Annotated in this window: 24 protein-coding genes and 1 pseudogene; 13 read left to right on the plus strand and 12 right to left on the minus strand. The window is 71.7% G+C overall.

The window, feature by feature from the left end; translation table 11 throughout:
* Window positions 1-135: 135 nt before the first annotated feature.
* The 3 genes from purQ to purS form a co-directional block, all read right to left on the minus strand.
* The gene (gene purQ / locus C4U03_RS22440) at window positions 136-828 is read right to left on the minus strand and encodes a phosphoribosylformylglycinamidine synthase subunit PurQ (RefSeq protein ID WP_103939825.1); all 693 of its coding nucleotides are present in this window, start codon (window positions 826-828) and stop codon (window positions 136-138) included.
* Window positions 829-910: 82 nt separating this feature from the next.
* Window positions 911-1,354, minus strand: a complete 444-nt coding sequence (locus tag C4U03_RS22445; RefSeq protein ID WP_103939959.1) for an ATP-binding protein — start codon at window positions 1,352-1,354, stop codon at window positions 911-913.
* Window positions 1,355-1,523: 169 nt separating this feature from the next.
* A complete protein-coding gene (purS, locus tag C4U03_RS22450) occupies window positions 1,524-1,772 on the minus strand; it encodes a phosphoribosylformylglycinamidine synthase subunit PurS (protein WP_103939826.1) in 249 nt (82 codons plus the stop codon).
* A gap of 178 nt (window positions 1,773-1,950) precedes the next feature.
* Here purS and C4U03_RS22455 point away from each other — a divergent pair, with 178 nt between their 5' ends.
* The 5 genes from C4U03_RS22455 (at window position 1,951) to C4U03_RS22475 (ending at window position 7,352) form a co-directional block, all read left to right on the plus strand.
* On the plus strand, window positions 1,951-3,570 hold the full coding sequence (locus C4U03_RS22455; RefSeq protein WP_103939827.1) for a hypothetical protein: 1,620 nt from the start codon (window positions 1,951-1,953) through the stop codon (window positions 3,568-3,570).
* Window positions 3,571-3,753: 183 nt separating this feature from the next.
* Window positions 3,754-4,647, plus strand: coding sequence for an SDR family NAD(P)-dependent oxidoreductase (locus C4U03_RS22460; protein ID WP_103939828.1), 894 nt, complete (start codon window positions 3,754-3,756; stop codon window positions 4,645-4,647).
* A complete protein-coding gene (locus C4U03_RS22465) occupies window positions 4,644-5,189 on the plus strand; it encodes a carboxymuconolactone decarboxylase family protein (protein WP_103939829.1) in 546 nt (181 codons plus the stop codon). The genes C4U03_RS22460 and C4U03_RS22465 overlap by 4 nt, the downstream gene beginning before the upstream one ends.
* A 530-nt stretch (window positions 5,190-5,719) precedes the next feature.
* Entirely contained in the window at window positions 5,720-6,748 is a 1,029-nt protein-coding gene (locus C4U03_RS22470) for a hypothetical protein (RefSeq protein WP_146087470.1), read from the plus strand.
* Window positions 6,735-7,352, plus strand: a complete 618-nt coding sequence (locus tag C4U03_RS22475; protein WP_160147063.1) for a TetR/AcrR family transcriptional regulator — start codon at window positions 6,735-6,737, stop codon at window positions 7,350-7,352. The genes C4U03_RS22470 and C4U03_RS22475 overlap by 14 nt, the downstream gene beginning before the upstream one ends.
* Window positions 7,353-7,448: 96 nt before the next feature.
* On the opposite strand, the gene tsaA is transcribed toward C4U03_RS22475, so the two are convergent.
* Window positions 7,449-7,865 carry a tRNA (N6-threonylcarbamoyladenosine(37)-N6)-methyltransferase TrmO gene (gene tsaA, locus C4U03_RS22480; RefSeq protein ID WP_103939832.1) on the minus strand — a complete coding sequence of 139 codons (417 nt, stop codon included), beginning with the start codon at window positions 7,863-7,865 and terminating at the stop codon, window positions 7,449-7,451.
* Window positions 7,866-8,229: 364 nt separating this feature from the next.
* On the opposite strand from tsaA, the gene C4U03_RS22485 reads away from it, so the two are divergent.
* Complete coding sequence (locus tag C4U03_RS22485) at window positions 8,230-8,529, plus strand: hypothetical protein (protein WP_103939833.1); 300 nt, start codon at window positions 8,230-8,232, stop codon at window positions 8,527-8,529.
* Window positions 8,530-8,549: 20 nt separating this feature from the next.
* Here C4U03_RS22485 and C4U03_RS22490 read toward each other — a convergent pair whose 3' ends face one another.
* The 3 genes from C4U03_RS22490 to C4U03_RS22500 all read right to left on the minus strand — a co-directional run bounded on the left by C4U03_RS22490 (window position 8,550) and on the right by C4U03_RS22500 (window position 11,434).
* Entirely contained in the window at window positions 8,550-9,053 is a 504-nt protein-coding gene (locus C4U03_RS22490; protein WP_407701444.1) for a GNAT family N-acetyltransferase, read from the minus strand.
* Window positions 9,054-9,181: 128 nt separating this feature from the next.
* A complete protein-coding gene (locus C4U03_RS22495) occupies window positions 9,182-9,868 on the minus strand; it encodes a hypothetical protein (RefSeq protein WP_146087471.1) in 687 nt (228 codons plus the stop codon).
* A 78-nt stretch (window positions 9,869-9,946) separates the two neighbouring features.
* The gene (locus tag C4U03_RS22500; RefSeq protein WP_235018047.1) at window positions 9,947-11,434 is read right to left on the minus strand and encodes an aldehyde dehydrogenase family protein; all 1,488 of its coding nucleotides are present in this window, start codon (window positions 11,432-11,434) and stop codon (window positions 9,947-9,949) included.
* Window positions 11,435-11,649: 215 nt separating this feature from the next.
* Between C4U03_RS22500 and pdhA the strand changes: the two genes are divergently transcribed.
* From pdhA to C4U03_RS22535, 7 genes are all read left to right on the plus strand, one after another.
* A complete protein-coding gene (pdhA, locus tag C4U03_RS22505; RefSeq protein ID WP_103939836.1) occupies window positions 11,650-12,813 on the plus strand; it encodes a pyruvate dehydrogenase (acetyl-transferring) E1 component subunit alpha in 1,164 nt (387 codons plus the stop codon).
* Window positions 12,810-13,802: an alpha-ketoacid dehydrogenase subunit beta gene (locus C4U03_RS22510; protein WP_200827397.1), complete on the plus strand. Its 993-nt coding sequence runs from the start codon at window positions 12,810-12,812 to the stop codon at window positions 13,800-13,802. Before pdhA ends, C4U03_RS22510 begins: the two co-directional genes overlap by 4 nt.
* Before the next feature lie 5 nt (window positions 13,803-13,807).
* Entirely contained in the window at window positions 13,808-15,313 is a 1,506-nt protein-coding gene (locus C4U03_RS22515; protein WP_103939962.1) for a dihydrolipoamide acetyltransferase family protein, read from the plus strand.
* 132 nt (window positions 15,314-15,445) lie between these two features.
* The gene (locus C4U03_RS22520) at window positions 15,446-16,042 is read left to right on the plus strand and encodes a TetR/AcrR family transcriptional regulator (protein ID WP_235018048.1); all 597 of its coding nucleotides are present in this window, start codon (window positions 15,446-15,448) and stop codon (window positions 16,040-16,042) included.
* Window positions 16,043-16,087: 45 nt separating this feature from the next.
* Window positions 16,088-16,927: an enoyl-CoA hydratase/isomerase family protein gene (locus tag C4U03_RS22525; protein ID WP_235018049.1), complete on the plus strand. Its 840-nt coding sequence runs from the start codon at window positions 16,088-16,090 to the stop codon at window positions 16,925-16,927.
* 176 nt (window positions 16,928-17,103) lie between these two features.
* Window positions 17,104-19,305 (plus strand): carbon starvation CstA family protein, encoded by a 2,202-nt coding sequence (locus C4U03_RS22530; protein WP_235018050.1) that lies wholly within the window; start codon window positions 17,104-17,106, stop codon window positions 19,303-19,305.
* Window positions 19,302-19,538 carry a YbdD/YjiX family protein gene (locus C4U03_RS22535; RefSeq protein WP_103939838.1) on the plus strand — a complete coding sequence of 79 codons (237 nt, stop codon included), beginning with the start codon at window positions 19,302-19,304 and terminating at the stop codon, window positions 19,536-19,538. The genes C4U03_RS22530 and C4U03_RS22535 overlap by 4 nt, the downstream gene beginning before the upstream one ends.
* 30 nt (window positions 19,539-19,568) lie before the next feature.
* Here the strand turns inward: C4U03_RS22535 and C4U03_RS22540 are convergent, their stop codons facing one another.
* The 5 genes and pseudogenes from C4U03_RS22540 to C4U03_RS22555 all read right to left on the minus strand — a co-directional run bounded on the left by C4U03_RS22540 (window position 19,569) and on the right by C4U03_RS22555 (window position 23,763).
* Window positions 19,569-19,784 carry a ferredoxin gene (locus tag C4U03_RS22540; protein WP_103939839.1) on the minus strand — a complete coding sequence of 72 codons (216 nt, stop codon included), beginning with the start codon at window positions 19,782-19,784 and terminating at the stop codon, window positions 19,569-19,571.
* A gap of 7 nt (window positions 19,785-19,791) precedes the next feature.
* On the minus strand, window positions 19,792-21,015 hold the full coding sequence (locus C4U03_RS22545) for a cytochrome P450 (protein WP_103939840.1): 1,224 nt from the start codon (window positions 21,013-21,015) through the stop codon (window positions 19,792-19,794).
* Between the two features lie 209 nt (window positions 21,016-21,224).
* The gene (locus C4U03_RS43005) at window positions 21,225-21,992 is read right to left on the minus strand and encodes a site-specific integrase (RefSeq protein ID WP_407701445.1); all 768 of its coding nucleotides are present in this window, start codon (window positions 21,990-21,992) and stop codon (window positions 21,225-21,227) included.
* Window positions 21,966-23,192 (minus strand): annotated as a pseudogene (locus C4U03_RS43010) (RNA polymerase sigma factor); the annotation flags it as partial. The pseudogene C4U03_RS43010 and the gene C4U03_RS43005, both read right to left, overlap by 27 nt.
* A gap of 241 nt (window positions 23,193-23,433) precedes the next feature.
* Complete coding sequence (locus tag C4U03_RS22555) at window positions 23,434-23,763, minus strand: YciI family protein (protein WP_103939842.1); 330 nt, start codon at window positions 23,761-23,763, stop codon at window positions 23,434-23,436.
* Window positions 23,764-23,869: the final 106 nt, after the last annotated feature.

Below are 23,869 nucleotides of genomic sequence, written 5' to 3' on the forward strand. Positions count from 1 at the left end.
CCAGCTCGGCGAACCATTCGGCGGTGGGACCGTCGTCCGGATCGCCGGCCGGCCGGCCGTGGTCGAGGTTCTTCTCACTCATGCGTTGTTCTCCGTTCGCCTCCGGCACGTCCTGGGACGGGACCTTCGGCTCACTCAGCGGACACCCGCCCGGCTCAGGCCGGCCTTGACGAGTGAGGTGAAGAAGCCCAGTCCGTCGGTGGACGGGCCGGTCAGCGACTCCACGGCGTGCTCGGGATGCGGCATGAGGCCGACGACGTTGCCCGCCTCGTTGCAGATCCCGGCGATGTCGTTCAGGGAGCCGTTGGGGTTCAGGTCGAGGTAGCGGGCCACGACCCGGCCCTCATCCTCCAGTTCGGCCAGCGTCCGCTCGTCGGCGACATAGCGGCCGTCCCGGTTCTTGACGGGGATGACCACCTCCTGGCCCTCGGTGTACTCCGCGGTCCAGGCCGTGTCGGCGTTGTCGATGCGCAGCCGCTGGTCGCGGCACACGAAGTGCAGGCCCGCATTGGGCAGCAGCGCGCCGGGCAGCAGATGGGACTCGCACAGCACCTGGAAGCCGTTGCAGATGCCCAGCACCGGAAGCCCGGCGCGGGCCGCCGGGACCAGCTCCTCCATCAGCGGCGCGAACCGGGAGATGGCCCCGGCCCGCAGGTAGTCGCCGTAGGAGAACCCGCCGGGCAGGATCACCGCGTCCACGCCCCGCAGGTCGTGGTCGGCGTGCCACAGCGAGACCGCTTCGGCGCCGGCCAGCCGGACGGCCCGCGCGGCGTCGCGATCGTCGAGGGAACCAGGGAAGGTGATGACCCCCACCCGGGCAGCGTTCATTGTCGAGAGTCCTCCGGAGCCGAGTAGTGGGTGCGAAGGCACCGGCGGCCACCGGCGTCATATGCCCCCGCGCGCGACCAATCTACCCGGCGCTGTGCACCAGATCGCCCTCGAGGCGACGGATCAGCGCCTCATCCCGCCAGGTCAGGCGCTTGCACAGCCGGACCCGGGTGCCCTGGCCGGGCCTGGTGTCGAAAGTCACGTCGTCCACCAGGGCCCGCATGATCTTGATGCCCCGGCCGGACTCGGCCTGGTCGCCCGGCTCGGCGGAGGACTCCTCGGTCAGCCCGCGGCCCTGGTCGGTGACCGTCAGTTCGCACACCCCGCCGTCCACCCGGGCGAGGACCTCGTAGTCCTGCGGGGTGTGGGAGTGCTGGATCACGTTGGTGCAGGCCTCGGAGGCGGCGACGAGAATGTCGCCGATGCAGTCCTCGGCGACGCCCAGCCCGCGCAGCGCGTCACCGAGGACCCGGCGCAGCACCCGGATGCTCAGTGACTCGCGCGGCAGCGCGAGCGAGAACCTCATGTTCACCGGTCACCTCATTGCCTGCCCACTGAATCCTCACCGCAGTGAAGACTTCCCCGTCCAAACCCGGGTAACCGCTGGGCCGCCGGGTCTTTTGGTGAACTCTCGGCGATCCGGCACGCATGATCCGTGGGTTCCGTGCCATTTCACCGGGTCGCCGTAAAACGGTTCACTCGTCCAGCACCCGCACCTCGAAGGTCTCGATGACCGGGTTGGCCAGCAGGGTCCCGGCGATCTGGCGCACCCGCTCCAGTGCGGCCTCGTCGGCGGGCCCGGCCAGTTCCAGTTCGAAACGCTTGCCCTGGCGCACCTCGGTGACACCCTCGAAGCCCATCTGGGGCAGTTTCCGGGCGATGGCCTGCCCCTGCGGATCCAGGATCTCCGGCTTGAGCATGACGTCGACCACGACGCGTGCCACGGCCGCCCCCTTAGCTGATCAGCGTGCTGTCTGCGTACGGCAGGCCAGCGTACGGCACCGGACCGGGCGGAGGGGCAGGCGGCCCTGCGGACAAGACGGGCACGTCCCTCGGACGTCACCCGGGGACGCTATACATACTGGCGGGATCGGCCCGACCCCCCGGATTCTGGAGCCGCCGATGAACGTCGAAGAGCTCACTCCGCCCGAGCGCGCCCTGTGGGCGGCGTTCGCCACCGGCGAGTCCGTGGATCTCAGCAGCGGCGATCCGACCATGGACGACCCGGGCTACGGGGAGCGGTGGGGGCGGGAGCGGACGGTCCGCGCCGAGGTGCTGCTGGCCCTGCTGGTCGGTGCCGTCGAGGCCCGGCCCGGCCAGATCGCCGCGGTCCGGCTGTCCGGCGCCCGGGTCATCGGCAGCCTCAACCTGGGGCATGCCGAGGTGGCCGTCCCGCTGGCCCTCAACGGCTGCTACTTCGACGAGGCCCCGCACCTGTACTGGGCCAGCATGAACAGCGTCCACCTGATGGGCTGCCGGCTGCCCGGCCTGGTCGCGTCCGGCACCCGGGTGGACGGCCACCTGTGGCTGGAGGGCAGCGTCATCAGCGGCGGCCTGTGGCTGGACGGCGCCCACATCAGCGGCATCCTCAACATGTCCGGCGTGCACCTGCTCAACCCGCAGGGCGACGCGCTGCTGGCCGACCGGCTCACCGTGGACGCCAACGTCTACTGCGACCGGGGCTTCACCGCGCACGGGGAGGTGCGGCTGCCGGGCGCGCGGGTGGGCGGCCAGCTGATCTTCCGGCAGGCCACGCTGAACAACCCGTCCGGCGCCGCGCTGTACGCCAGCCGGCTGGACGTGGCCGCCAACGTGTTCTGCGACGCCGGGTTCACCGCCAACGGCGAGGTGCGGCTGCGCGGCGCCCGGGTCGGCGGCTACCTGTCGCTGGTGGGCGCGAAGCTGTCGCACCCCGGCCGGATGGCCCTGAACGCCGACGACCTGGCCGTAGAGACCGACGTCTACTGCTCCGACGGGTTCACCGCCGACGGCGGGGTGAGCTTCTCCGGCGCCCGCGTCACCGGCCAGCTCAGCCTGCGCGGCGCCCGGCTGGGCAACGGGGAGGGGACGGCCCTGAGCCTGCAACGGCTGCAGGCCGAGGAGGTCATGCTCCGGCCCGCCGAGCCGATCGACGGGGTCGCCGACCTGTCGTACGCCAAGATCAACGTGCTGCACGACGACCCGCGGACCTGGGCGCACCGGCTGCAACTGGACGGCCTGGCGTACGAGACCCTCGATCCGCCGCTGACCGCCCGCGAGCGGCTCGGCTGGATCCGCCGCGACACCGACGGCTACCAGCCCCAGCCGTACGAGCGGCTGGCGCAGACCTACCGCTCCATCGGCCTGGACGCCGACGGTCGCACCGTCCTGCTGGCCAAGGCCCGGGACCGCCGCAAGACCCAGAGCCTGCCCCGCAAGGTGATCGGCTGGCTGCAGGACGGCCTGGTCGGCTACGGCTTCCGGCCGTTCCGGGCGGCGAGCTGGCTGGGGGGCCTGCTGGCGTTCGGCACCATCGTGTTCTCCCTGCACCGGCCCCCGCAGCTGGAGGCCGAGCAGCGGCCCGCCTTCAACGCGTTCTTCTATACCCTCGACCTGCTGCTGCCGATCGGCACCCTGGGACAGGAGCCCTATTTCTCGCCTCAGGGCGTCTATCAATGGATAGCCAACTTCATCATCGTGGCGGGCCTGATCCTCGGTCTGACCGTGGCCGCGGGTGCCACCCGTGCCCTCTCCCGCGATTGATCGATATTCGGCGATCTCATGCCCGCCGGCCCGGGACGGCGGGCCTTGTCGGCTGGACGGCCTGCTCTCTGGGGCTGCATCCCGGTGGCGGTTTCCGCGTACCGGTCGGCGTGCTTTCTCGCGGCCATGCCGGTCCGATTCCGGCGGGGGAACGGTGATGTCCGCGTGTGTTAGCGTCCGTCCATGCCGACGCAGTTTGCGGGACGGACCGGCCGTACGCCCTCGCTGACCGGTCGCCGGGTGCTGATCACCGGCGCGGCCCGGGGGATCGGCGCCGCGCTGGCCGAGCGGCTGCATGCGCGCGGGGCGCGGGTGGCGCTGGCCGGGCTGGAGCGGGATGCGCTCGCCGAGGTCGCGGCGCGCTGCGGGGACGCTCCCTGGCGGGCCTGCGACGTGGCCGACCGCGAGCAGGTGGAGGCGGCGGTGGCCGGGGCGGTGGACGCGCTGGGCGGCCTGGACGTGGTGGTCGCCAACGCGGGGGTCGCGGCGCAGATGCCGGTGATCGGCGGCGACCCGTCGGTGATGGAGCACACCGTGCGGGTCAACGTGCTCGGTACCTACCACACCCTGCGCGCGGCCGGTCCGCACATCGCCCACCGGCGCGGTTACGCGCTGACGGTGGCGTCGCTGGCGGCGGCGGTGCACCTGCCCCTGCTCGGCGCCTACAGCGCGTCCAAGGCGGCGGCCGAGGCCCTGGGCAACACGATGCGCGCCGAGCTGCGGCCCTACGGGGCGCGCGCGGGCGTCGCCTACTTCGCCGAGCTCGACACCGACATGACCCATCGTGGCTTCGGCACCCGGGCGGCGGCCACCCTGATGGGCTCGCGCTCGGCCATCGCGGCGGTGTCCCGGGTCACCCCGCTGGAGGTGGGGATCGACGCGCTGGAGCGCGGCATCGCCTGGCGCTCCGCCCGGATCGTGGCCCCGTGGTGGGTCGCGGGCGTCCTGCCGGTCCGGATGCTGGCCCAGCCGGTCGTGGACCGCGTCGTCCAGCGCCGCCTGCGCGACGCCCTGGAGATCGCCCGGGACGAGACCGTTCCGCTCACCACCGCCCAGCCCGGGGCGGACCGGCGGTGACGGCGCGGGTCCGGCCGGGCGGCCTGCGCGAGGTCGGCTCGTTCACCTGGGTCTTCGCCCGGGTGAGCGGCAGGATCGCTGGGACCGGCCCGCCGAACCTGTTCCTCACCCTCGGCCGGCGTCGCGGGCTGTTCCACGCCTGGCTGTGGTTCGCCGGCCGGCTGATGCCCGGCGGCGGGCTGCCCCGCCGGGAAAGCGAGCTGGTCATCCTGCGCGTCGCGCACCTGCGCGACTGCCGGTACGAGTGGGAACACCATGTGCGGCTGGCCCGCCGTGCCGGTCTGGGGACGAAGGAGATCGACCGCATCGCCCAGGGCCCCGACGCCGAGGGCTGGACGCCTCGCGAACACGCCCTGCTGACCGCCGTCGACCGGCTGCACCGATACCGCGACCTCGACGACGCCGCCTGGGCACGGCTGCGCGGGCATCTCAGCGAACCCGAGTGCATCGAGCTGTGCATGCTCGCGTCCCACTACGAGATGCTGGCGACCGTCATCACCACCCTGCGCATCCAACCCGACCAGGCCCGCAGCCCTCGCTGACGCGCTGACCGCCCACCGCCCCCGGGTCCTCCTGCCCGGCCATCGTGCCCGGGTCCCGGCATACCCCCTGGTGGAACGGTCCTTTACAAGTCCGGTTCGCCCGCGTACTCGTGCAGCTCAGAGGGGGTGGGCGCGACTTCCTTGCCGAAGCTGTGATCTGGGTCCTATATAAACCGAGTGCTCGGTCTAATAATGGGTTCATGACTACGGGGAGCAGCGCCGGCCGGTACCGGCTGGAGTGGAGCGGGGCCGTCCTCCACCTCGCCGCCCGCCGCGTCGGGCTGCGAACGGAGATCACCCTCTACCGGGACGGCGAGGCGGTGGCCGAGGGAACGGGCATCGGCCGCGTCATGCTGCCTCTACCGACGGCGTCTGCCACCACCTCGACGGACAACCCGGCTGCCCCTGAGGTGACTGCCTCTGCGGCGGACGTCCCTGAGGCGGCTGCTCCTGAGACGGGCGTTCCTGAGATGGCTGCTCCTGGGGCGGCTGCCTCTGCGGCGGACGTTCCTGAGGGGGATGTTCCCGAGGTGGGGGAGGGTGCGGCGAAGCCGCCGATGGTGCTGGCCGTCGCTGTCGTTCCGGGGACGATCGTCCGGGCCTTCCTCATGGTGCCGAGGCCCGCCGTTGCCGAGGGCCAGGAAGCCGAGGCGGGAGAGGCGCCACAGGATGGGGAAAGGGAGATGGCCGGGGTGGAGGACGCCGTCGGGGCGGACGGCGGCGGTGCCGCGGAGAAGAGCGGCGAGGCGAAGAAGGGGTCGGCCGGGGCGGGGCGTCCTGACGAGGGGCTGGACGAGGCGGTGGCAGAGCTGCCGGAGGGGCTGGCCAAGCTGGTGGGGTTCGCGCGGGCCGAACGGTACCCGTTCGAGCCGCCGCCCGGCACGTTCGCGGCCAGGCTGCTGGCGTTCCAGCGGGAGCACCCGAAGCTGTACGCGTCGCGGCACGTGGTGCTGGCGACCGGCAAGGTGGTGCTCGGGCTGCTGGGAGTGGCGGTGTTCTTCCAGCTGATCCTCAGCAGGGTGATCCAGTGGATCATCGAGCGGCTGCCGAACATGGACCTGCCCGGCCTCCCGCTGCCCGACCTCGACCTGCCGTCGATCCCATGGCCGCACATCCCGTTGCCGGACCTGCCGGACCTGCCGGACGTCACCCTTCCCGGGTGGCTGAAAGCCGTGCTGGCAACGGCCAAGTACTGGATTCCGATCCTGATCGCGATCGGCGCGGCCGTTCAGGAGGTCAGGAAGCGCAAGAGGCGTTCCGCGGCCGCCCAGAGCGCCGCGGAGCCCGACGGGCCGCCGGCGGATCGCGCCGACGCCACCGAGCCCGAGCCCGCCGGAAGGGCGACACGACCGACCGGTGCGGCGGTGCGGCAGGGCGGGGAGCCGGCATGGCGGGACGGGGAACCGGCGCAGCGGGCCGGAGAGGCGGTGCGGCGTGACGGGGAGGTGACGCGACGCGCGGGTGAGACGGCCAGTGCGCGGGCACGTCCGGGGACCGGCGAGGATGGGGCGGACACCCGCCGGACAGGAGGCGACAGGCAACCCGATGCGCACCGTTGATCCCGAACGGCACCGGCGGCGACGCCGGCAGATCATCGAGGCCGCGACCGGGCTCTTCGCGACGAAGGGCCTGGCCAAGACGACCACGGCCGAGATCTGCCGGGCCGCCGGGATGAGTTCCGGCAACCTGTTCCACTACTTCCCGTCCAAGCAGGCGATCTTCTACGGGATGTTCGAGCTGGACCGCGATGGCTGGGACGCGGAGTTCCAGGCCGCCGGGACCGACCCCGACCCGTGGGCGGCGCTGATGCGGGTGGTCGACCGGCTCGCCGCCGAGGCCGCCCACCCGCTGATGGCCGGGCTGCTCGTGGAGGTCCTCGCCCAGGCGCACCGGGACCCCGAGGTCGCCGCGCTGGTCGCCGAGACCGACCGGCGTCTGTTCCGCGGCGTCGCCATGCTCGTCGAACGGCTGCAAAAGGAGGGGCTGGCCGACCCGGGGCTCCCGCCGGACACCGCCGCGCGCTGGGTCGTCGTCATCACCGAGGGCTTCCACACCCGCGGCTACACCGAACCGGACCGCGACCACGCCGCCGAGGTCGCCACAGCCAAGGAACTCATCGCCCGCGCCCTCCGCTACACCGGCCCCGAAACGTCCGACCGCTGACCGGCCCACCCTGCGATCACCGCCGGGCGGGGCCACCCTGGCCCTGGGGCATCCGGTCGTTTGCACAACGTCCGCGGTTTGCCGCACGGCCGGTGGTCAGCGCTCGGTTCCAGGGTCGAGTACCGGCTTGACGTCCAGGACAGGCGTGCCGTTCAGCGCTTCCAGGTTCCGCACGCGCATCCGCGTGCCCTCGACTGAGACGATCTCCACCCGGTGCAGCCCGATGGGGTTCGGCCGGTGGGGCGAGCGCGTGCTGAACACGCCCTGCCGGGGCCTGTTCAGGTCGCCGCGCGGGTGAACGGCCAGCACGTCGCGACGGGCGCGGTCGAGCCAGGTCAGCACGAGGATCTCGGTGCCGGCCCGCAGGTCCCGGATTCCCTCGCTCACCTGTGGCTCGAACACCAGCCAGGCCTCCGGTGCTCCCTCGTCACCCTGCAACGGCGCCGTGGCGTCGTCCACCAGCGGAGACTCGATCCACCCGATCGGCTCCACCACATACCCGGTCTCGGTCAAGATGCCCTCCTTTGCGTCGGCGACGAGTGCGAGCCGTGTGGGGTGCGGTTCCGGCGCGCTCGCGGGAGTCCCGTGGTCCGATGGCCCGCACGTTCATGATCTCCCTGTGCGGTCCCGGCCGGACCCCGTTCGTCCGGCACTGCCGGTCGGGTGCCCGGTCACCGGGAGGTTCCGGCTGATCGGCTGACCGGCTGACCGGCTGACCGGATCCGGCCGGACGTGGAGATCGTCCAGTCCCTGTGGCCGCCCGCGACCATGGGGAAGACCGGCTCGTCCCGGTGCCGGCGAGGCCGTCCGGAGCGAGATCACTCACAGTGTTGCGGCTTATGTGAGTGAAGTGGGCTATGAGGGGGATTGGCCGGATATGAGCATCAAGACTCTGGAACCGGGGGCGGGCGGCGTTTCGCCGCCTGTGCATGGTGAGCGTCCGCGTGAGACGGCGGACCCCACTTCCCGGTACACGCGTACCGATCAGGGGCAGGTACGTCCGCTGGACGGGGAGGAGTACCTGCGAGGGCTGCGGGCGGAGTTCCCGCATGTGGGCTTCGTCGCCGACATCCGAGCCGGGGTGTGGATGGCGGTCAAGGGCAAGGACCTGTTCCTCCGGGCGGACAGCGGCGCCGAACTGTGTGAGCAACTGCTCGCCGCACTCGGACGGCACTGAGCGGAACGGGCCATCGGGGCTCAGCCCTCGAACTCCTCGGCGATCAGGTCCATGAGGAGGCCGTCGTGCCAGCCCTTGCCGTCGGTGTCACGTTCGTAGTTGCGCATCAGGCCGACCGGGCGGAAACCCACGGCGGTGTAGCAGCGGATGGCCGGTTCGTTGTCGGCGGCGGGGTCGATCACCAGGCGGTGATGGCCGCGGTCGCGGATGAGGTGGCGGGCCAGGGTCCGTACGGCGTCGCGTCCGACTCCCCGGCCGTGGACGGCAGGATCGAGGAAGATGTCGATGGACGCGTGCCGGTACTGAGGGTCGTCCTGCTCGCCGTACTGGACGAGACCGCAGACCGCGCCGTCGAGCAGGATCGTGTAGGGGACGGTGCCGGGGTCGTCGAACGGCCAGTCGGGCTCGCCGTCCACATCACCCCAGCGGTGCCGCACGTTGGGCGTCCGCCGGATCCGCTTCAACTCCGCCACATGCTCCTCGGCCACCGGCACCAGAACGACGTCCCGCCCAGCCAGTTCGATCATGCCCGGAGCATACGGCCAACGATCGGAAACAGGCCGCCGCTTTTTCGGCGGACCGGGCGCGACGTCCTGAGGAACGCGTGCGAGAAGCGTGCCGTACTGCCCCGGCAGGGGAGCGCGGTGGCCTGTCAGTAGTCGAAGACGGTGAGCCAGGTGGCGGAGCGGGGGCTGTAGCCGAACCGGGCCGACAGGGTGTGGACCACGGCGATCATGTGCTGGGCGCCGTAGACGACGGCGACCCGCAGGGGCGCGGTGCCGTGGGCCTCGTGGATCCGGGCGAGTTCTTCGATCAGCAGGGCGTCACGGCGGTCCACTGCCAAGGCCTCCCACTCCTCGAAGCCTTCGGAGCGGGCGCTCACCCCATGGTCGTCGTCCAGGGTGAGGTGCGAGGCCAGGACGGCGCGGGTGCCGAAGAGCAGGACCGTCGGCACCAGCACCGGTGCCAGGCACCACCAGGTCAGCCGCTGGCGGAGCGGAAGGGCCCGTACTCCCTGGGAGAACTCCCGTCCGTCCATGTCGGGATAGACGATCGGGACGTCCAGGGAGGCGAGGTCCAGGTCTTGGACGACGAGCCCGAGCCGGCCGAGCTTGGCCGCGTGGTAGGCGCGCGTGATGCTGGACACCGACCGCGAGCGTCCCCGTATGCCCTCCATGACGACCATGTCGCAGTCGCGCAGTCGCCGGGAGACGGCCTGGTAGAACGCCGGGTCGCCGACGTGCACCATCGGGAACAGGACGAAACGGAACGGCGACCCCGGCCTGCCCAGCTCGATGACGGCCGCGCGCAGGCCCATCCCCGCTTCGAGAAGTTGCATCCCTCGAAGGGAACACGGAACGCCCCGTTTCGACTAGGCCATATGAGACATTTCGTGGCGACCGACCCGGGCCGGTGGTCAGGGCTGGAGGGTGATCAGGCGGGTCTCGGTCATCTCCTGGATGGCGTAGGCGGGGCCCTCACGGGTGTTGCCGGAGTCGCGGACGCCGCCGTAGGGCTGCTGGTCGGCCCGGCTGGTGGGGACGTCGTTGATGAGGACGCCGCCGAAGTGCAGGGACCTGGCGGCCTTCAGCGCCTTGCCCAGGTCGGTGGTGAAGACCCCGGCCTGCAGGCCGTAACGGGACTCGTCGGCCATCTGCAGGGCCTCGTCGAAGTCGTCGTAGCGGGTGACCGTGATGATGGGGCCGAAGATCTCCTCGCACTGCACCCGGGTGCCCGCAGGCGGCCCCTCCAGGACGGTCGGGCGGAAGACGCCGTGGTCGATGGCCTCGCCTCCGGTGAGGAGCTTGGCCCCGCCGGCGACGGCCTCGTTCACCCATTCCTTCATGCGGGCGGTGTCGTCGCGGGTGATGAGGCACGACACGTCGGTGTGCTCGTCCATGGGGTCGCCCAGCCGCAGGTCCTCCACCCGGGGGAGAAGCTCGTCGAGGAAACCGCCGGCGATGCCGCGGTGGACGTAGACGCGCTGGGTGGAGATGCAGGACTGGCCGGCGTGGGCGAACCCGGCCATCGACACCTTGGACGCGGCGGTCTGCCAGTCGGACGGCGAGTCCACGATGAGCGGGGAGTTGGACCCCAGCTCCAGGCGCACCTTCTTACGCGGCGCCTTGGCCGCCATGGCCCAGCCCACCTCCGCCGAGCCGGTGAAGGTGACATAGGCGACGTCGTCGTGGGTGGCCAGGGCGTCGCCGACCGTTCCGCCACCCCCGGTGACGACGTTGATCCAGCCGGCGGGGACGCCCAGCCCGTCCAGCAGCTCCGCCAGCAGGAGGGCGGAGACCGGGGTCTGGGAGGCGGGCTTGAGGACGACGGGGCAGCCCGCCGCGATCGCCGGGGCGACCTTGTGCGCGACCAGGTTGAGCGGGAAGTTGAACGGGGAGATCGCGGCCACCACGCCCACCGGCACGCGCAGGGTGAAGCCGGTCTTGTGCGCCCCTGGTGGTGTGGCGTCCATGGGGACGACGTCGCCGGTGAACGTGCGGGCCTCGGCGGCGGCGAAGGCGAACGTCTCCACCGCCCGGGCCGCCTCCACCCGCGCCGTCTTGAGCGGCTTGGCCGATTCCAGGGCGATGGCCCTGGCGAAGTGGTCGCGGCGGTCGTTGAGCGCGGCGGCGGTCTGCTCCAGCACCCGCACCCGGTCTGAACGGGGGAAGTCGTCACGGCGCAGCGCCTCCGCGGCGGCGCGGACGGCGCGGTCCACGTCGCGCGGGCCACCGGCCGGCACCCGCGCCACCAGGGCGCCGTCGTAGGGGGCTCGGACCTCGGCCTGGCCGTTCTCGCCGGTCGGCGTCCACTCCCCGCCTATGAGCATGCCCGGAAGGTGGAAACGGGGCTCGTTCGCGGTCATCGGGCGGCCCTCCCATGCCTGCAAGGGATCGTCGTTCACGTGCTCGTTCACCCCCGGGGCGCGATCCGGCCCCGGAGGCTGGATCGTTATGCCCCATGCACGGGTAGTGATCCAGGAAATCGGGGCTTGCCTCCCTCGGTGTGAGATCTGACACGATGTCGACTGGAGACCCGCCTCCCACACCCAGGGGTGCGGGCCCTGACGTCGGCCGGTCGCGGTGATCCCGTGCCCCGGCCCTGGACGAGGAGTGAGACGTGACAATCGACTCCGCGCGTGGCGCGCCATCCCCCGGCGCCTCTGGACCGGCCGGTCTCGACGAGGCCCCGCCGTCGCCGGAACTCATCCAGCTGCTGACCCCCGAAGGCATCCGGGTGGAGCACCCGGACTACCCCCTGGAGCTGACCCCCGAAGAGGTGCGCGGGCTCTACCGCGACCTGGTGATGGTGCGCCGGATCGACCTGGAGGCGGTGGCGCTCACCCGCCAGGGCGAGCTGGGCCTGTGGGCGTCCCTGCTGGGCCAGGAGGCCGCCCAGGTGGGCTCCGGCCGGGCGCTGGCCGAACGCGACATGGTGTTCCCGACCTACCGCGAGCATGGCGTGGCCTGGTGCCGGGGCCTTGACCCGCGTCGGCTGCTGGCCCTGTTCCGCGGGCTGAGCAACTGCGGATGGGACCCGGCCGAGCACAATTTCCACCTGTACACGATCGTCATCGGCAGCCAGACCCTGCACGCCGCCGGCTACGCCATGGGCATCCAGCGGGACGGGGTGCTGGGCACCGAGAACGCCGCCGCCGCCATCGCCTACTTCGGCGACGGGGCGACCTCCCAGGGGGACGTGAACGAGTCGTTCGTGTTCGCCTCGGTGTTCAACGCGCCGATCGTGTTCTTCTGCCAGAACAACCAGTGGGCCATCTCCGAGCCGCTGGAGAAGCAGTCGCGCATCCCCCTCTACAAGAGGGCCCAGGGCTTCGGCTTCCCGGGCCTGCGGGTGGACGGCAACGACGTGTTCGCGTGCCTGGCGGTCACCCGCAAGGCGCTGGAGGCGGCCCGCAGCGGCCAGGGCCCCACCCTCATCGAGGCGTACACGTACCGGATGGGCGCGCACACCACCACCGACGACCCGACCCGCTACCGGCTGGCGGCCGAGCTGGAGTCGTGGAAGCTCAAGGACCCGATCGAACGGGTCAAGGCGTACCTGGTCAAGAACGAGATGGCGGACGCCGCCTTCTTCGGGGAGGTGGAGGCCGAGGCCAAGCGGTACGCCACCGAGCTGCGCCGCGACTGCCTGGCGATGCCCGACCCCAAGCCGCTGGCGATGTTCGACAACGTCTACGCCGAGCCGCATTCGCTGATCACCGAGGAGCGGGAGCAGTTCGCCGCCTACCTCGACTCGTTCGAGACCGAGGGGAGCGGGGCATGACCGAGCCGGCCGTCATGACGCTGGCCAAGGCGCTGAACGAGGGGCTGCGCCGTGCCATGGACGACGACCCCAAGGTCCTGGTGATGGGCGAGGACGTCGGCCGTCTCGGCGGGGTGTTCCGGGTGACCGACGGGCTGCAGAAGGACTTCGGGGAGGAGCGGGTGATCGACACCCCGCTCGCCGAGTCCGGGATCGTGGGCACCGCGATCGGGCTGGCGCTGCGCGGCTACCGGCCGGTGGTGGAGATCCAGTTCGACGGGTTCGTGTTCCCGGCCGCCGACCAGATCATCACCCAGCTCGCCAAGATGCGGCTGCGGTCGCTGGGCGCGGTGAAGCTGCCGGTGGTGATCCGCATCCCCTGCGGCGGCGGGATCGGCGCCGTCGAGCACCACAGCGAGTCCCCGGAGGCGTACTTCACGCACACCAGCGGGCTGCGGGTGGTGGCCTGCTCGCACCCGGCCGACGCCTACACGATGATCCAGCAGGCGGTGACCTGCGACGACCCGGTCATCTTCTTCGAGCCCAAGCGGCGCTACTGGGACAAGGCGCCGGTGGACAAGAGCGCCGCCCCCGGCGACTGGACGCCGTTCGACCGGGCCCAGGTGGTCAACCCCGGCGACGACGTCACGGTGCTGGCGTACGGGCCGATGGTCAAGACCTGTCTGGAGGCCGCCTCGGCGGCGCTGGAGGAGGACCGCTCGCTGGAGGTCATCGACCTGCGCTCGCTCAACCCGCTGGACATCGGCACCGTGGTGGACTCGGTGCGGCGGACCGGCCGCTGCGTGGTCGTCCACGAGGCGCCCGTCTTCACCGGGTACGGGGCCGAGCTGGCGGCCCGCATCAGCGAAAAATGCTTCTACCACCTGGAGGCCCCGGTGCTGCGGGTCGGCGGGTTCTCCACGCCGTACCCGCCGTCCCGGCTGGAGGACCACTACCTGCCGGACCTGGACCGGGTGCTGGACGCCGTCGACCGGGCCATGGAGTGGTGACCGCCGTGACCGAAGTGAAGACGTTCAAGCTGCCCGACGTGGGCGAGGGGCTGACCGAGGCCGAGATCGTCCGCTGGCATGTCCAGCCCGGCGACCAGGTTGAGGTCAACCAGATCATCGTGGAGATCGAGACCGCCAAGGCCATTGTCGAGCTGCCCTGCCCGTACGAGGGCGAGGTGGCCGGACTGCTGGTGGAGGAGGGGCGGACGGTCGACGTCGGGGTCCCGATCATCTCCGTCCGGGTCGCGGGCGAGTCCGCCGAGTCCGCCGAGGAGGTCGAGCCGCCGGTCGTCGTCTCCACGGCCGAGCAGCTCGCGGCCAAGGAGGACCTGGTGCCCTCGGCGGCGGCCGACCCGGGCACGCATGTGGCTCCGGACACCGGGCCGGACAAGCCCAAGCGGCAGCCGGTGCTGGTGGGGTACGGGGTGAAGCCGGGCGCCACCCGGCGGCGTCCCCGCAAGCGGCCCGCGCCTGCGCGCTCCGCGCAGCCCACGGGTGAGGCACGGCGCGCCCTGGCCAAGCCTCCCGTACGGAAGCTGGCCAGGGACCTGGGGGTCGATCTGGCCGCCGTCGCCGGTACGGGCCCGCACGGGACGATCACCCGCGACGACGTGCGCCTCGCCGCACGGGAACGCGCGGCAGGCCCGCTCGCCGGTGAGAACGGGCGGGCGCCCGCCGCCGCACCGGCTCCCGAACGCGTCACCAGGAGCGCACCCGTACCCGAGCGCCCGGTCGTGCACGAGGGCCGGGGCGTCCCGGCGAGCCTGTCGCTGTCGGAGGGCGCCGTTCCTCCGGCCGGCGCCCGCGAGGAGCGGATCCCGGTCAGGGGGGTGCGCAAGAGCACCGCCTCGGCGATGGTGCGGTCGGCGTTCACCGCACCGCAGGTGACCGAGTTCCTGCAGGTGGACGTCACCGAGATGATGGAGACGGTACGGCGGCTGCGGGAGCTGCCGGAGTTCGCCGAGGTCAGGGTGACGCCGCTGCTGCTGGTGGCCAAGGCGCTGCTCACGGCGGTGCGGCGGCACCCGATGGTCAACGCGTCCTGGGCGGACGGGGGCGGGGCCGGCGACGAGATCGTGGTCAGGCGCTACGTCAACCTCGGCATCGCCGCCGCCACCCCGCGCGGGCTGCTCGTCCCCAACATCAAGGACGCCGACCGGATGACGCTGCCCGAGCTGGCGGCGGCGCTGGGGCGGCTCGTCGAGACCGCCCGGGAGGGCCGGGCACAGCCGGCCGACCTGACGGGCGGGACGATCACCATCACCAACGTCGGGGTCTTCGGGGTGGACGCCGGCACCCCGATCCTCACCCCCGGCGAGGCCGCCATCCTCGCCTTCGGGCAGGTCAGGGACATGCCCTGGGTGCACGAGGGTGAGCTGGCGATCCGCCGGGTGACCACGCTGTCGCTGTCGTTCGACCACCGCATCGTGGACGGCGAGCTCGGCTCGGCCGTCCTGCGGGACGTCGGCGCGATGCTGGAGAACCCGCTGCGCATGCTCGCCTGGAGCTGACCGGCCGACCGGCCGACCATCTGACCGGCTGACCGACCCGGGCCCGCCCGCCGTCCTCACGGCGGGCGGGCCCGGTGTCGTTTCCGCACGAGGGTTGCAGAATTTTTTTCTAGTCCTCTAGAGTTTTCTTCTGTGACGGGGCGACGGGAGAGCGGCAGGGACCGGATCATGCGGGCCGCGCTCGGCTGTTTCAGCCGGGACGGGGTGGCCGGGACCCCCCTCGGCCGGCTGCTCTCCGAGAGCGGGGTGAGCGCCGGCAGCTTCTACCACCACTTCGCGGGCAAGGAGCAGGTGGCCGCCGCGCTCTACGTGGAGACGCTGCGGCTGTTCCAGGAGGGCTTCCTGCGGGAGCTGCGGCGGCACGCCGACCCCCGGGAGGCGATCGCGGCGTGCGTCGCGTTCCACATCGGCTGGTGCGCCGAGAACCCCGATCGCGCACGGTTCCTGTTCACCGAGCGTCCCCCCGGCCGTGACGAGGAGGGCGGACGGGACCTGGCCGCGCAGAACCGCACCTTCTTCGCGGACGTGCTGGCCTGGTGGCGGCCGCACGAGTACCACGGCGTGCTGCGGCACATCGACGTCACCACCGGATGCGTGCTGTGGCTCGGCCCCTCCCAGGAGCTGTGCCGGATGTGGCTGACCGGGCAGGTGCCACAACCGGCCCCGGACCAGATCGCGCTGTTGGGCGAGGCGGCCTGGCAGTGCCTCAGACGACCCGACGCCTCATGACCCGTCGGCCGGACACCCGGCCGTTCCCCCGGAAGGGAGCCATGCATGGACACCATGTCGTCGTACGCGCACGTCCTGGCGCAGGCGCAGAGTGAGACCAGGGAGCTGGTGCAGGTCGAGCGCCACCAGGGCTATGCGGTGCTCCGGCTCGCCGACCCCGGCAAGCTCAATGTGCTCAGCGCGGCCATGTCCCTGCAGATCCGGACGGCCCTCGGTGAGCTCACCGCCGACCCGGCGGTCCGCGCGATCATCCTCACCGGCGCCGACCCGGGGTTTTGCACCGGCGGTGACCTGCGGCTGATGCGGGAGGTGACGAGAGCGCTCGCCGACCCCGCCGACGAGCACGGCGCCACCACGCCGTGGCGGTTCATCCGCCGCGAGTTCGGCGCCATCGTGCGGATGATCGCGGGCCGGGACACCGCGGTGGTGGCCGCCGTCAACGGCCCGGCGGCCGGGGTCGGGCTGGCCATGGCCTTCGCCTGCGACATGGTCATCGCCTCCGATCGGGCGGTGCTCGTCCCGGCCTTCGGCAAGCTCGGGCTGTTGCCCGAGGTCGGCACGAGCTGGTTCATCACCCGCCGTCTCGGCTACCAGCGCGCGTTCGAGTACTACGTGTCCGGCGAGCACATCCCCGCCCAGCGGGCCCTGGAGCTCGGGGTGGTCAACGAGGTGGTCCCCCATGAGGAGCTGCTGGACCGGGCGCGGTCCTGGTGCGAGCGGATGGTCGCCCTCCCCGAGCACGCGCTCGCCATGACCAAGCCGCTGCTCCGCCAGGCCGCCGACATGTCCTGGGAGCAGGCCCTGACCATGGAGGAGTACGCCGAGCCCAGCTGCTTCACCACCAAGCCCTTCGCCCGCGCGGTAGAGGGGATGCTCGGCCGCTGAGCCCACCGGACCGGACGGGGCCTGCGGCGGGCCCGTCCGGACGACGGCCGGCGGTCCGGGGGCCGGTTCTCCACACCGATCAGGGCCTGGTTTGAATCGACCGGGGGTGGGGGAATTTGTGATCGGCGCCACCCCACCCAATGTGACCGTGCGGTCGCTTCCCCCGGGAGGAAACCGTGTCCACCCCCACGGCCGACCCTGCGCCGGCCACCGCCGCCCCGCCCCCACGCCGCCGGATGACCCCGAAGCAGATCGCCGTCTGGGGAGCGGTGAGCCTGATCGGCGCGGTCTCCTGGGCCGTGATCGCGCTGATCCGGGGGGAGGAGATCTCCGCCGCCTGGCTGGTGTTCGCGGCGGTCGCCTCCTACGCCATCGCCTACCGCTTCTACGCCCGGTTCATCGCCTACCGGGTGCTGCGCGTCGACGACACCCGCGCCACCCCCGCCGAACGGCTGGACAACGGCGTCGACTACCACCCCACCGATCGGCGGGTGCTGTTCGGCCACCACTTCGCCGCCATCGCCGGGGCCGGGCCGCTGGTCGGGCCGGTGCTGGCGGCGCAGATGGGCTATCTGCCCGGCACCCTGTGGATCATCGTCGGGGTGATCTTCGCCGGTGCGGTGCAGGACATGGTGGTGCTGTTCTTCTCGATGCGCCGGGGCGGCCGCAGCCTGGGCCAGATGGCGCGCGAGGAGATCGGCCCGGTGGGCGGGGCGGCGGCGCTGGTCGCCGTGCTGGCCATCATGATCATCCTGCTGGCGGTGCTGGCGCTGGTGGTGGTGAACGCGCTCAAGGGCTCCCCGTGGGGGACCTTCTCGATCGCGATGACCATCCCGATCGCCCTGTTCATGGGCTTCTACCTGCGCTACCTGCGGCCCGGCCGGGTGGTGGAGACCTCCGCCATCGGGGTGGCGCTGCTGCTGCTGGCGATCGTGGGCGGCGGCTGGGTGGCCGAGTCCGCGCTGGCCGACACCTTCACCCTGTCCGGTGAGGCGCTGGTGATCGCGCTGGTGGTGTACGGGTTCGTGGCCTCGGTGCTGCCGGTGTGGATGCTGCTGGCCCCGCGCGACTACCTGAGCGCGTTCATGAAGGTCGGCGTGGTGGTGCTGCTGGCGGCGGCGATCCTGCTGGCCTGGCCGACGGTGCGCACCGAGGCGTTCACCGACTTCGCCTTCAACGGGCAGGGGCCGGTGTTCGCCGGCTCGCTGTTCCCCTTCGTGTTCATCATCATCGCCTGCGGCGCGCTGTCGGGGTTCCACTCGCTGATCTCCTCCGGCACCACGCCCAAGATGATCATGAAGGAGTCGCAGATCCGGGTGATCGGCTACGGCGGGATGCTCACCGAGTCGTTCGTGGCGATCATGGCGCTGGTGGCGGCCTGCATCATCGACCCCGGGCTGTACTTCGCGATGAACATGCCCGGCCCGGCGCTCGGCCCCACCCTGGAGAGCGCCTCGGCCGCGGTGACCAACCTGGGCTTCACCATCACCCCCGACCAGCTCGCCGCCGCCGCCCGCTCGGTGGAGGAGGCCACGCTGGTCGGCCGCAGCGGCGGCGCGCCCACGCTGGCCGTGGGCATGAGCGAGATCCTGTCCGACATCTTCGGCGGGGACGCCTTCAAGGCGTTCTGGTACCACTTCGCGATCATGTTCGAGGCGCTGTTCATCCTGACCACGGTGGACGCCGGCACCCGGGTCGGCCGGTTCATGCTGCAGGACACCGTCGGCAACGTGTGGAAGAAGGCCGGCGACGTCAGCTGGAAGCCCGGCGTGTACGCCGCCAGCGCGATCGTCGTCGCCGCCTGGGGCTACTTCCTGTGGGTGGGGGTGCGCGACCCGCTGGGCGGCATCAACCAGCTGTTCCCGCTGTTCGGCATCGCCAACCAGTTGCTGGCGGCCATCGCCCTGACCGTCTGCACCACCCTGCTCATCAAGTCCGGCCGGGCAAAGTGGGCCTGGGTCACCATCGTCCCGCTGACCTGGGACGTCGTGGTCACGCTCACCGCCTCCTGGCAGAAGGTGTTCTCCGACGACCCCAAGGTGGGCTTCTTCGCCCAGCGGGAGCAGTTCCAGGCCGCCCTGGACGCGGGCAAGACCTCGCTCGGCACCGCCAAGACCCCCGACGAGATGCGGCAGGTCGTCCTCAACACCACCGTCGACGGCGTGCTGGCCGCCTTCTTCGCCGTCCTGGTCATCATCGTGCTGGTCGACGCGGCCCGCGTCTGGATCAAGGCGCTGCGCGCCGGCGGCACCCTGCCCACCCACGAGGACCCGTACGTGAAGTCCACGACCTGGGCCCCGTCCGGTCTGGTCGCCACCGCCGAGGAACGCCAGATCATGAAGGAGCGCGCACACGAGGAGGCCGGAGCACCATCATGACCGCCCCACCCCGCCCGCTCGGACAGGCCGCCGGACAGGTGCGCGCCCGCCTCGCCGAACGGCTGCGGACCGCCTGGCTGCTGCTGCGCGAGTTCTCCGGGGAACGCGCCTACGAGATCTACCTCGAACACCACCACCGCCACCATCCCGGCGAGCCGGTGATGTCCGAACGCGAGTTCTGGCGCCACCACATCGACTCCCGCGACCGCAACCCCCGCGCCACCTGCTGCTGATCCGAAGCTCCCCGCCCGGCACCCGGGCGGTCAGGGATGTGCAGGTTCGGGGTTTTCAATGATGCGGATGACCGAGTTGGGGCACAGTCTGGCGGCGCGGCGGGCGCGGGCGTGCGACTCCGGCGGCGGGTGGTCGTCGAGGACGATGACGGTGCCGTCCTCGTCGGACTGGTCGAACAGGTCGGGTGCGCTGAAGACGCACTGACCGGCGCCGCGGCAACGGTCGTGGTCGGCCACGATCTTCATGGGCGGGTCACTCCTCCCAGGTGAGGGGGAGTTCGTGGACGCCGTAGATGAACATGTCGTCGCGCATCGGGATCCGTTCCGGCGGCACGGCCAGGCGGAGCGTCGGGAAGCGCCGCAGCAGCGCCGGCAGGGCGATCTGCATCTCGACGCGGGCCAGTTGCTGGCCCAGGCACTGGTGGACACCGTGCCCGAAGGCGACGTGGTGGGACGGCTCGCGGGTCAGGTCGAGCTCGTCGGGTCCGGGGAACTGCTCGGGGTCCCGGTTTGCGGCGGCCAGCGCGGCGACGACCGTCTCGCCCGCGCGGATGCGCCGGCCGGCGATCTCGACGTCCTCCAGGGCCACCCGGACGGCGCCGAACTGCGCGATGGACAGGTAGCGCAGCAGCTCCTCGACCGCGCGTTCGGCGAGCTCGGGGTGCTCGCGCAACATGCGCGACTGGGCCGGGTGGGACAGCAGGGCGTAGGTGCCCAGCGCGAGCATGTTGGCGGTGGTCTCGTGCCCGGCGACCAGCAGCAGGAGCCCGATCCCCGTCAGCTCCTCGTCAGTGAGCGGCGCCTGCGCGCCCTCCGCGGCGTTCGCGGCGATCAGGCTGCTGAGCAGGGCGTCGTCGGGGTGCTCCCGCTTGGCGGACACCAGGTCGCCCATGTATGCGTACAGCGCGTCGCGCGCCGCCAGCATCTCGCCGGCGCTCACGTCGAGCCGGAGCATGGTCGAGGTCCACCGCTGGAACCTGTCGCGGTCGGCGTACGGCACGCCGAGCAGCTCGCAGATGACCAGCGACGGTATCGGCAGGGTGAACGTCCGCACCAGGTCCACCGGCGGCCCGCTGCGCTCCATCGCGTCCAGGCGGTCGGTGACGATCTCCTCGATCCGGGGTGCCAGGGCGCGCATCCGCCGCACCGTGAAGTACCGGGTGACCATCCGCCGGTACCGGGTGTGCTCGGGGGGATCCTTGCTGAGGAACATGCCGGGACGCGCCTCCATCTCCTCGGGGCGGAGGGGTCGCCCCACGGGCGAGGAGGCCCGTGCCCGGTCGGAGCTGAACCGCTCGTCCGCCAGCAGCGCGCGGACGTCCTCGTGCCGGGTCAGCAGCCAGCCGGTCTTGCCGTCGGGGAAGGCGAGTCTGGCCACCGGCTCGTGCTCGCGCAGCAGCGCGTACTCCTGCGGCGGATCGAACGGGCAGGTGCGGTGCGTCGGCAGAACGACTGGAGAGGACTCGGTCGTGCTCATGAGCGCTTCCTTTCATCCGGTCGCCACGGGCGTGAGAGCGCCGCCCTCCCATGGCCCTCCGTAGGCGATCCGACCGGCGGTGCAGGCGCCGGATGCGCCCATGAGCAGCGGCACGAGCGGTCCCTGCACACCACGGTGTACGAGGTCGTTGTACCCAGCGGACGCCCGTGACCATGCCTGATGACATTCAGTGCATATCCGCTCACAAGTCACTGTTGGGATTTGAGTTGCCGGAGTGTGTAGCCGTTACCGGCCGGATCCAGAGTTTTGGTGGCCTGTTTGAAGAGGTACTCGGCGCGTTCGTAGGACAGCCGGCGGCGGCCGGTCTGCGGGCACAGGTCGGCCGGCGCCGGTGTCCGGGACGGGGCCGGCCGGCGATCGGAGAGGAACAGCGGGCCGCGGGTACGACCGGCCACCAGGTCGGGCAGGAGCCGGGCGGTCTGGGAGCGCCAGGTCACCCAGGTGCCGCCCGCGCGGGCCCGGCGGTCGTCCAGGTCCAGATCCTCCACGTTGAGGGACAGCACGGCCTTCACCGGCGCCGCCGACTCGTGCAGCAGCCGCCACAGGGTGCGTTCACGCAAAGACAGGTCGGTACGGCCGAAGAGGGCCTCCAGCTGCGCCGGGCCGATCGCCTGTGCCGGGGGACGGCGGGGCTCGGCGCGCCGTTCGAGACCTGCGGTGAGGTCGTCCAGGCCCGCCCACGTGCCGAAGGAGCGGAGGGTGGACAGGTGCCGGTTCCAGGTCTTGGCCGCCGCCTGACCCCAGGCGGTGGTGACCACCCGCGTCACCTGCTCGGCGGTCACGGACGGCAGCGGCGTCCGGTCGCCCAGGGACAGGCGCAGGCGCCGCAGCGTCTGCCCGTAGGAACGCAGGGTCTGGGCGTCCAGATCGTCGCGGCCCAGGAAGTCCTCGATGGCCGGGCCGAGGGTGGGCAGCGGCGGGCCGGTGTCGGCGATGTCCTCCGCGCGGCGGAGCAGGAAGGCTCGCTCGGCGGCGTTCCGCGTGAGGGACGCGGCCCGCTGGAACTCCAGTCGCGCCTCCTGGTGACGTCCCAGCCGCAGCAGCAGGTCGCCCCGGACGCTGGGCAGCAGGTGGTAGTCCTGCAACGCCGGGTCGGCGGTCAGGGTGTCGGCCAGCTCCAGCCCTGCCTGCGGCCCGTCCGCCATGCCGACCGCCACGGCCCGGTTGAGCTGCACGATCGGCGTCGGTTGCAGCCGGGACAGCGCGTGGTACAGGGTCGCGATCTGCTTCCAGTCGGTGTCCTCGGCGGTCGGCGCCTGCGCGTGGCACACCGCGATCGCCGCCTGGAGAACGTACGGGCCCGGGGCGCCGCCCGCCTGGCGGGCGCGCAGCATCGCGGTGAAACCACGGCGGATGAGCAGCTGGTCCCAGCGTCCCCGGTTCTGTTCGTGCAACTGGACGGGCTCGCCCGAGGGGCCGGTGCGTGCGGCCGAACGGGACGCCTGGATCTCCATCAGCGCGACCAGCCCGTGTACCTCGGCCTCGTGCGGTGCCAGCTCGGCCAGCAGCCGGCCCAGCCGCAGCGCCTCCAGGCACAGCCCGGGCCGCATCAGGTCGTCCCCAGACGTCGCCGAGTACCCCTCATTGAAGATCAGATAGATGACCTCCAGCACCGACGACAGGCGCTCGGCCTGCTCCGCCTCGCCCGGCAGCTCGAACGGCACCTGCCGCTGGGCCAGGGTGCGTTTGGCCTCGGCGATGCGCCGTACGATCATCGGCTCGCCGGCCAGGAACGCCCGCGCGATCTCGGCGGCGGTCAGCCCGCCCAGCAGGTGGAGCGTCAGTGCCACACGCGCCGGGGTGGGCAGCACGGGGTGGCAGGACAGGAACATCAGCCGCAGTACGTCGTCGCGTCCGGTGTCGTCCTCGGGGTCCTGGTCCTGCTGCAGTTCGTGGGCGAGCCGCTCGTGCTGTTGCCGCGCCCGCTCGGACCGCCGGATGTGGTCGACGGCGCGGCGTTTGGCGACGGTCATCAGCCAGGCACCGGGGTTGTCCGGTACGCCCGCTGCGGGCCACTGCTCCAGCGCGGACACCAGCGCGTCCTGGGCCAGTTCCTCGGCGAGGCCGACGTCGTGCACCATCCGGGTGAGACCGGCGATGATCTTGGCCGACTCCAGCTTCCAGACCGCGTCGACGGTGCGATGGACGTCGGTCATCGCTCTCCTGCGGCGTACGGTCCCAGGCCCTCGGGCCGGGGAGGAAACGCGGCGCCGTACTTCACGCCGGCATGCAAACACATGATCCCCAGTGGCCCTCCATCCCGGCCTGCCGTCCGTTCCGGCACGTTGTTCGTCTCTGGCACGCCATCCGGCTGCGGCCCGCCGGCAGCCCTGAGGGCCGTCGGCGGGCCGGAGCGGTCTTGCCGGGCTCGTTGGTCCTGTCGGTCCTGGTGGCGGCTCAGGGGCCGAAGACCTGGTGGATCTCGCACTCCCCGTCGCCGACGATCTTGCGGAAGCGGCGGGCCAGCTCCAGCATCTCCTCCTGGGAGCGGACCTCGATCAGCGCGAACCCGGCAACGGCCTCCTTGGCCTCGGCGTACGGCCCGTCGGTCACGGTGATCTCGTCGCCGTGGGAGGCCACCCGGATGCCGCCCGGCTCCAGACCGCCGGTGGCCAGCAGCACGCCCGCCGCGGTCAGCTCCTCGATGAACTTGCCCATCTCCGCGTGCAGCCTCTCGTCGGGAGCGGGGGCGGTCTCGGCGGCCTTGTTCGTCATCAGGTAGCGCATCGGCTCGTTCTCCTTCTCTCGGGTGCTTCGCCTGGACGTCGATCATCCCAATATGACAGGGAATGGTGGCGTTCCCTGTCACATCGGGGGATCGACGTGTGAGCGA

The sequence above is a fragment of the Thermomonospora echinospora genome, from assembly GCF_900108175.1.
GTDB classification, from domain to species: Bacteria; Actinomycetota; Actinomycetes; order Streptosporangiales; family Streptosporangiaceae; genus Thermomonospora; species Thermomonospora echinospora.

Excerpts from the sequence above, each read along its gene's own strand:
- purQ (WP_103939825.1), bottom strand. The coding sequence starts at position 828 with ATGAACGCTGCCCGGGTGGGGGTCATCACCTTCCCTGGTTCCCTCGAC.
- C4U03_RS22445 (WP_103939959.1), bottom strand. The coding sequence starts at position 1,354 with ATGAGGTTCTCGCTCGCGCTGCCGCGCGAGTCACTGAGCATCCGGGTG.
- C4U03_RS22455 (WP_103939827.1), top strand. The coding sequence starts at position 1,951 with ATGAACGTCGAAGAGCTCACTCCGCCCGAGCGCGCCCTGTGGGCGGCG.
- C4U03_RS22460 (WP_103939828.1), top strand. The coding sequence starts at position 3,754 with ATGCCGACGCAGTTTGCGGGACGGACCGGCCGTACGCCCTCGCTGACC.
- C4U03_RS22475 (WP_160147063.1), top strand. The coding sequence starts at position 6,735 with ATGCGCACCGTTGATCCCGAACGGCACCGGCGGCGACGCCGGCAGATC.
- C4U03_RS22485 (WP_103939833.1), top strand. The coding sequence starts at position 8,230 with ATGAGCATCAAGACTCTGGAACCGGGGGCGGGCGGCGTTTCGCCGCCT.
- C4U03_RS22495 (WP_146087471.1), bottom strand. The coding sequence starts at position 9,868 with ATGCAACTTCTCGAAGCGGGGATGGGCCTGCGCGCGGCCGTCATCGAG.
- C4U03_RS22510 (WP_200827397.1), top strand. The coding sequence starts at position 12,810 with ATGACCGAGCCGGCCGTCATGACGCTGGCCAAGGCGCTGAACGAGGGG.
- C4U03_RS22525 (WP_235018049.1), top strand. The coding sequence starts at position 16,088 with ATGGACACCATGTCGTCGTACGCGCACGTCCTGGCGCAGGCGCAGAGT.
- C4U03_RS22535 (WP_103939838.1), top strand. The coding sequence starts at position 19,302 with ATGACCGCCCCACCCCGCCCGCTCGGACAGGCCGCCGGACAGGTGCGC.
- C4U03_RS22540 (WP_103939839.1), bottom strand. The coding sequence starts at position 19,784 with ATGAAGATCGTGGCCGACCACGACCGTTGCCGCGGCGCCGGTCAGTGC.
- C4U03_RS22545 (WP_103939840.1), bottom strand. The coding sequence starts at position 21,015 with ATGAGCACGACCGAGTCCTCTCCAGTCGTTCTGCCGACGCACCGCACC.
- C4U03_RS22555 (WP_103939842.1), bottom strand. The coding sequence starts at position 23,763 with ATGCGCTACCTGATGACGAACAAGGCCGCCGAGACCGCCCCCGCTCCC.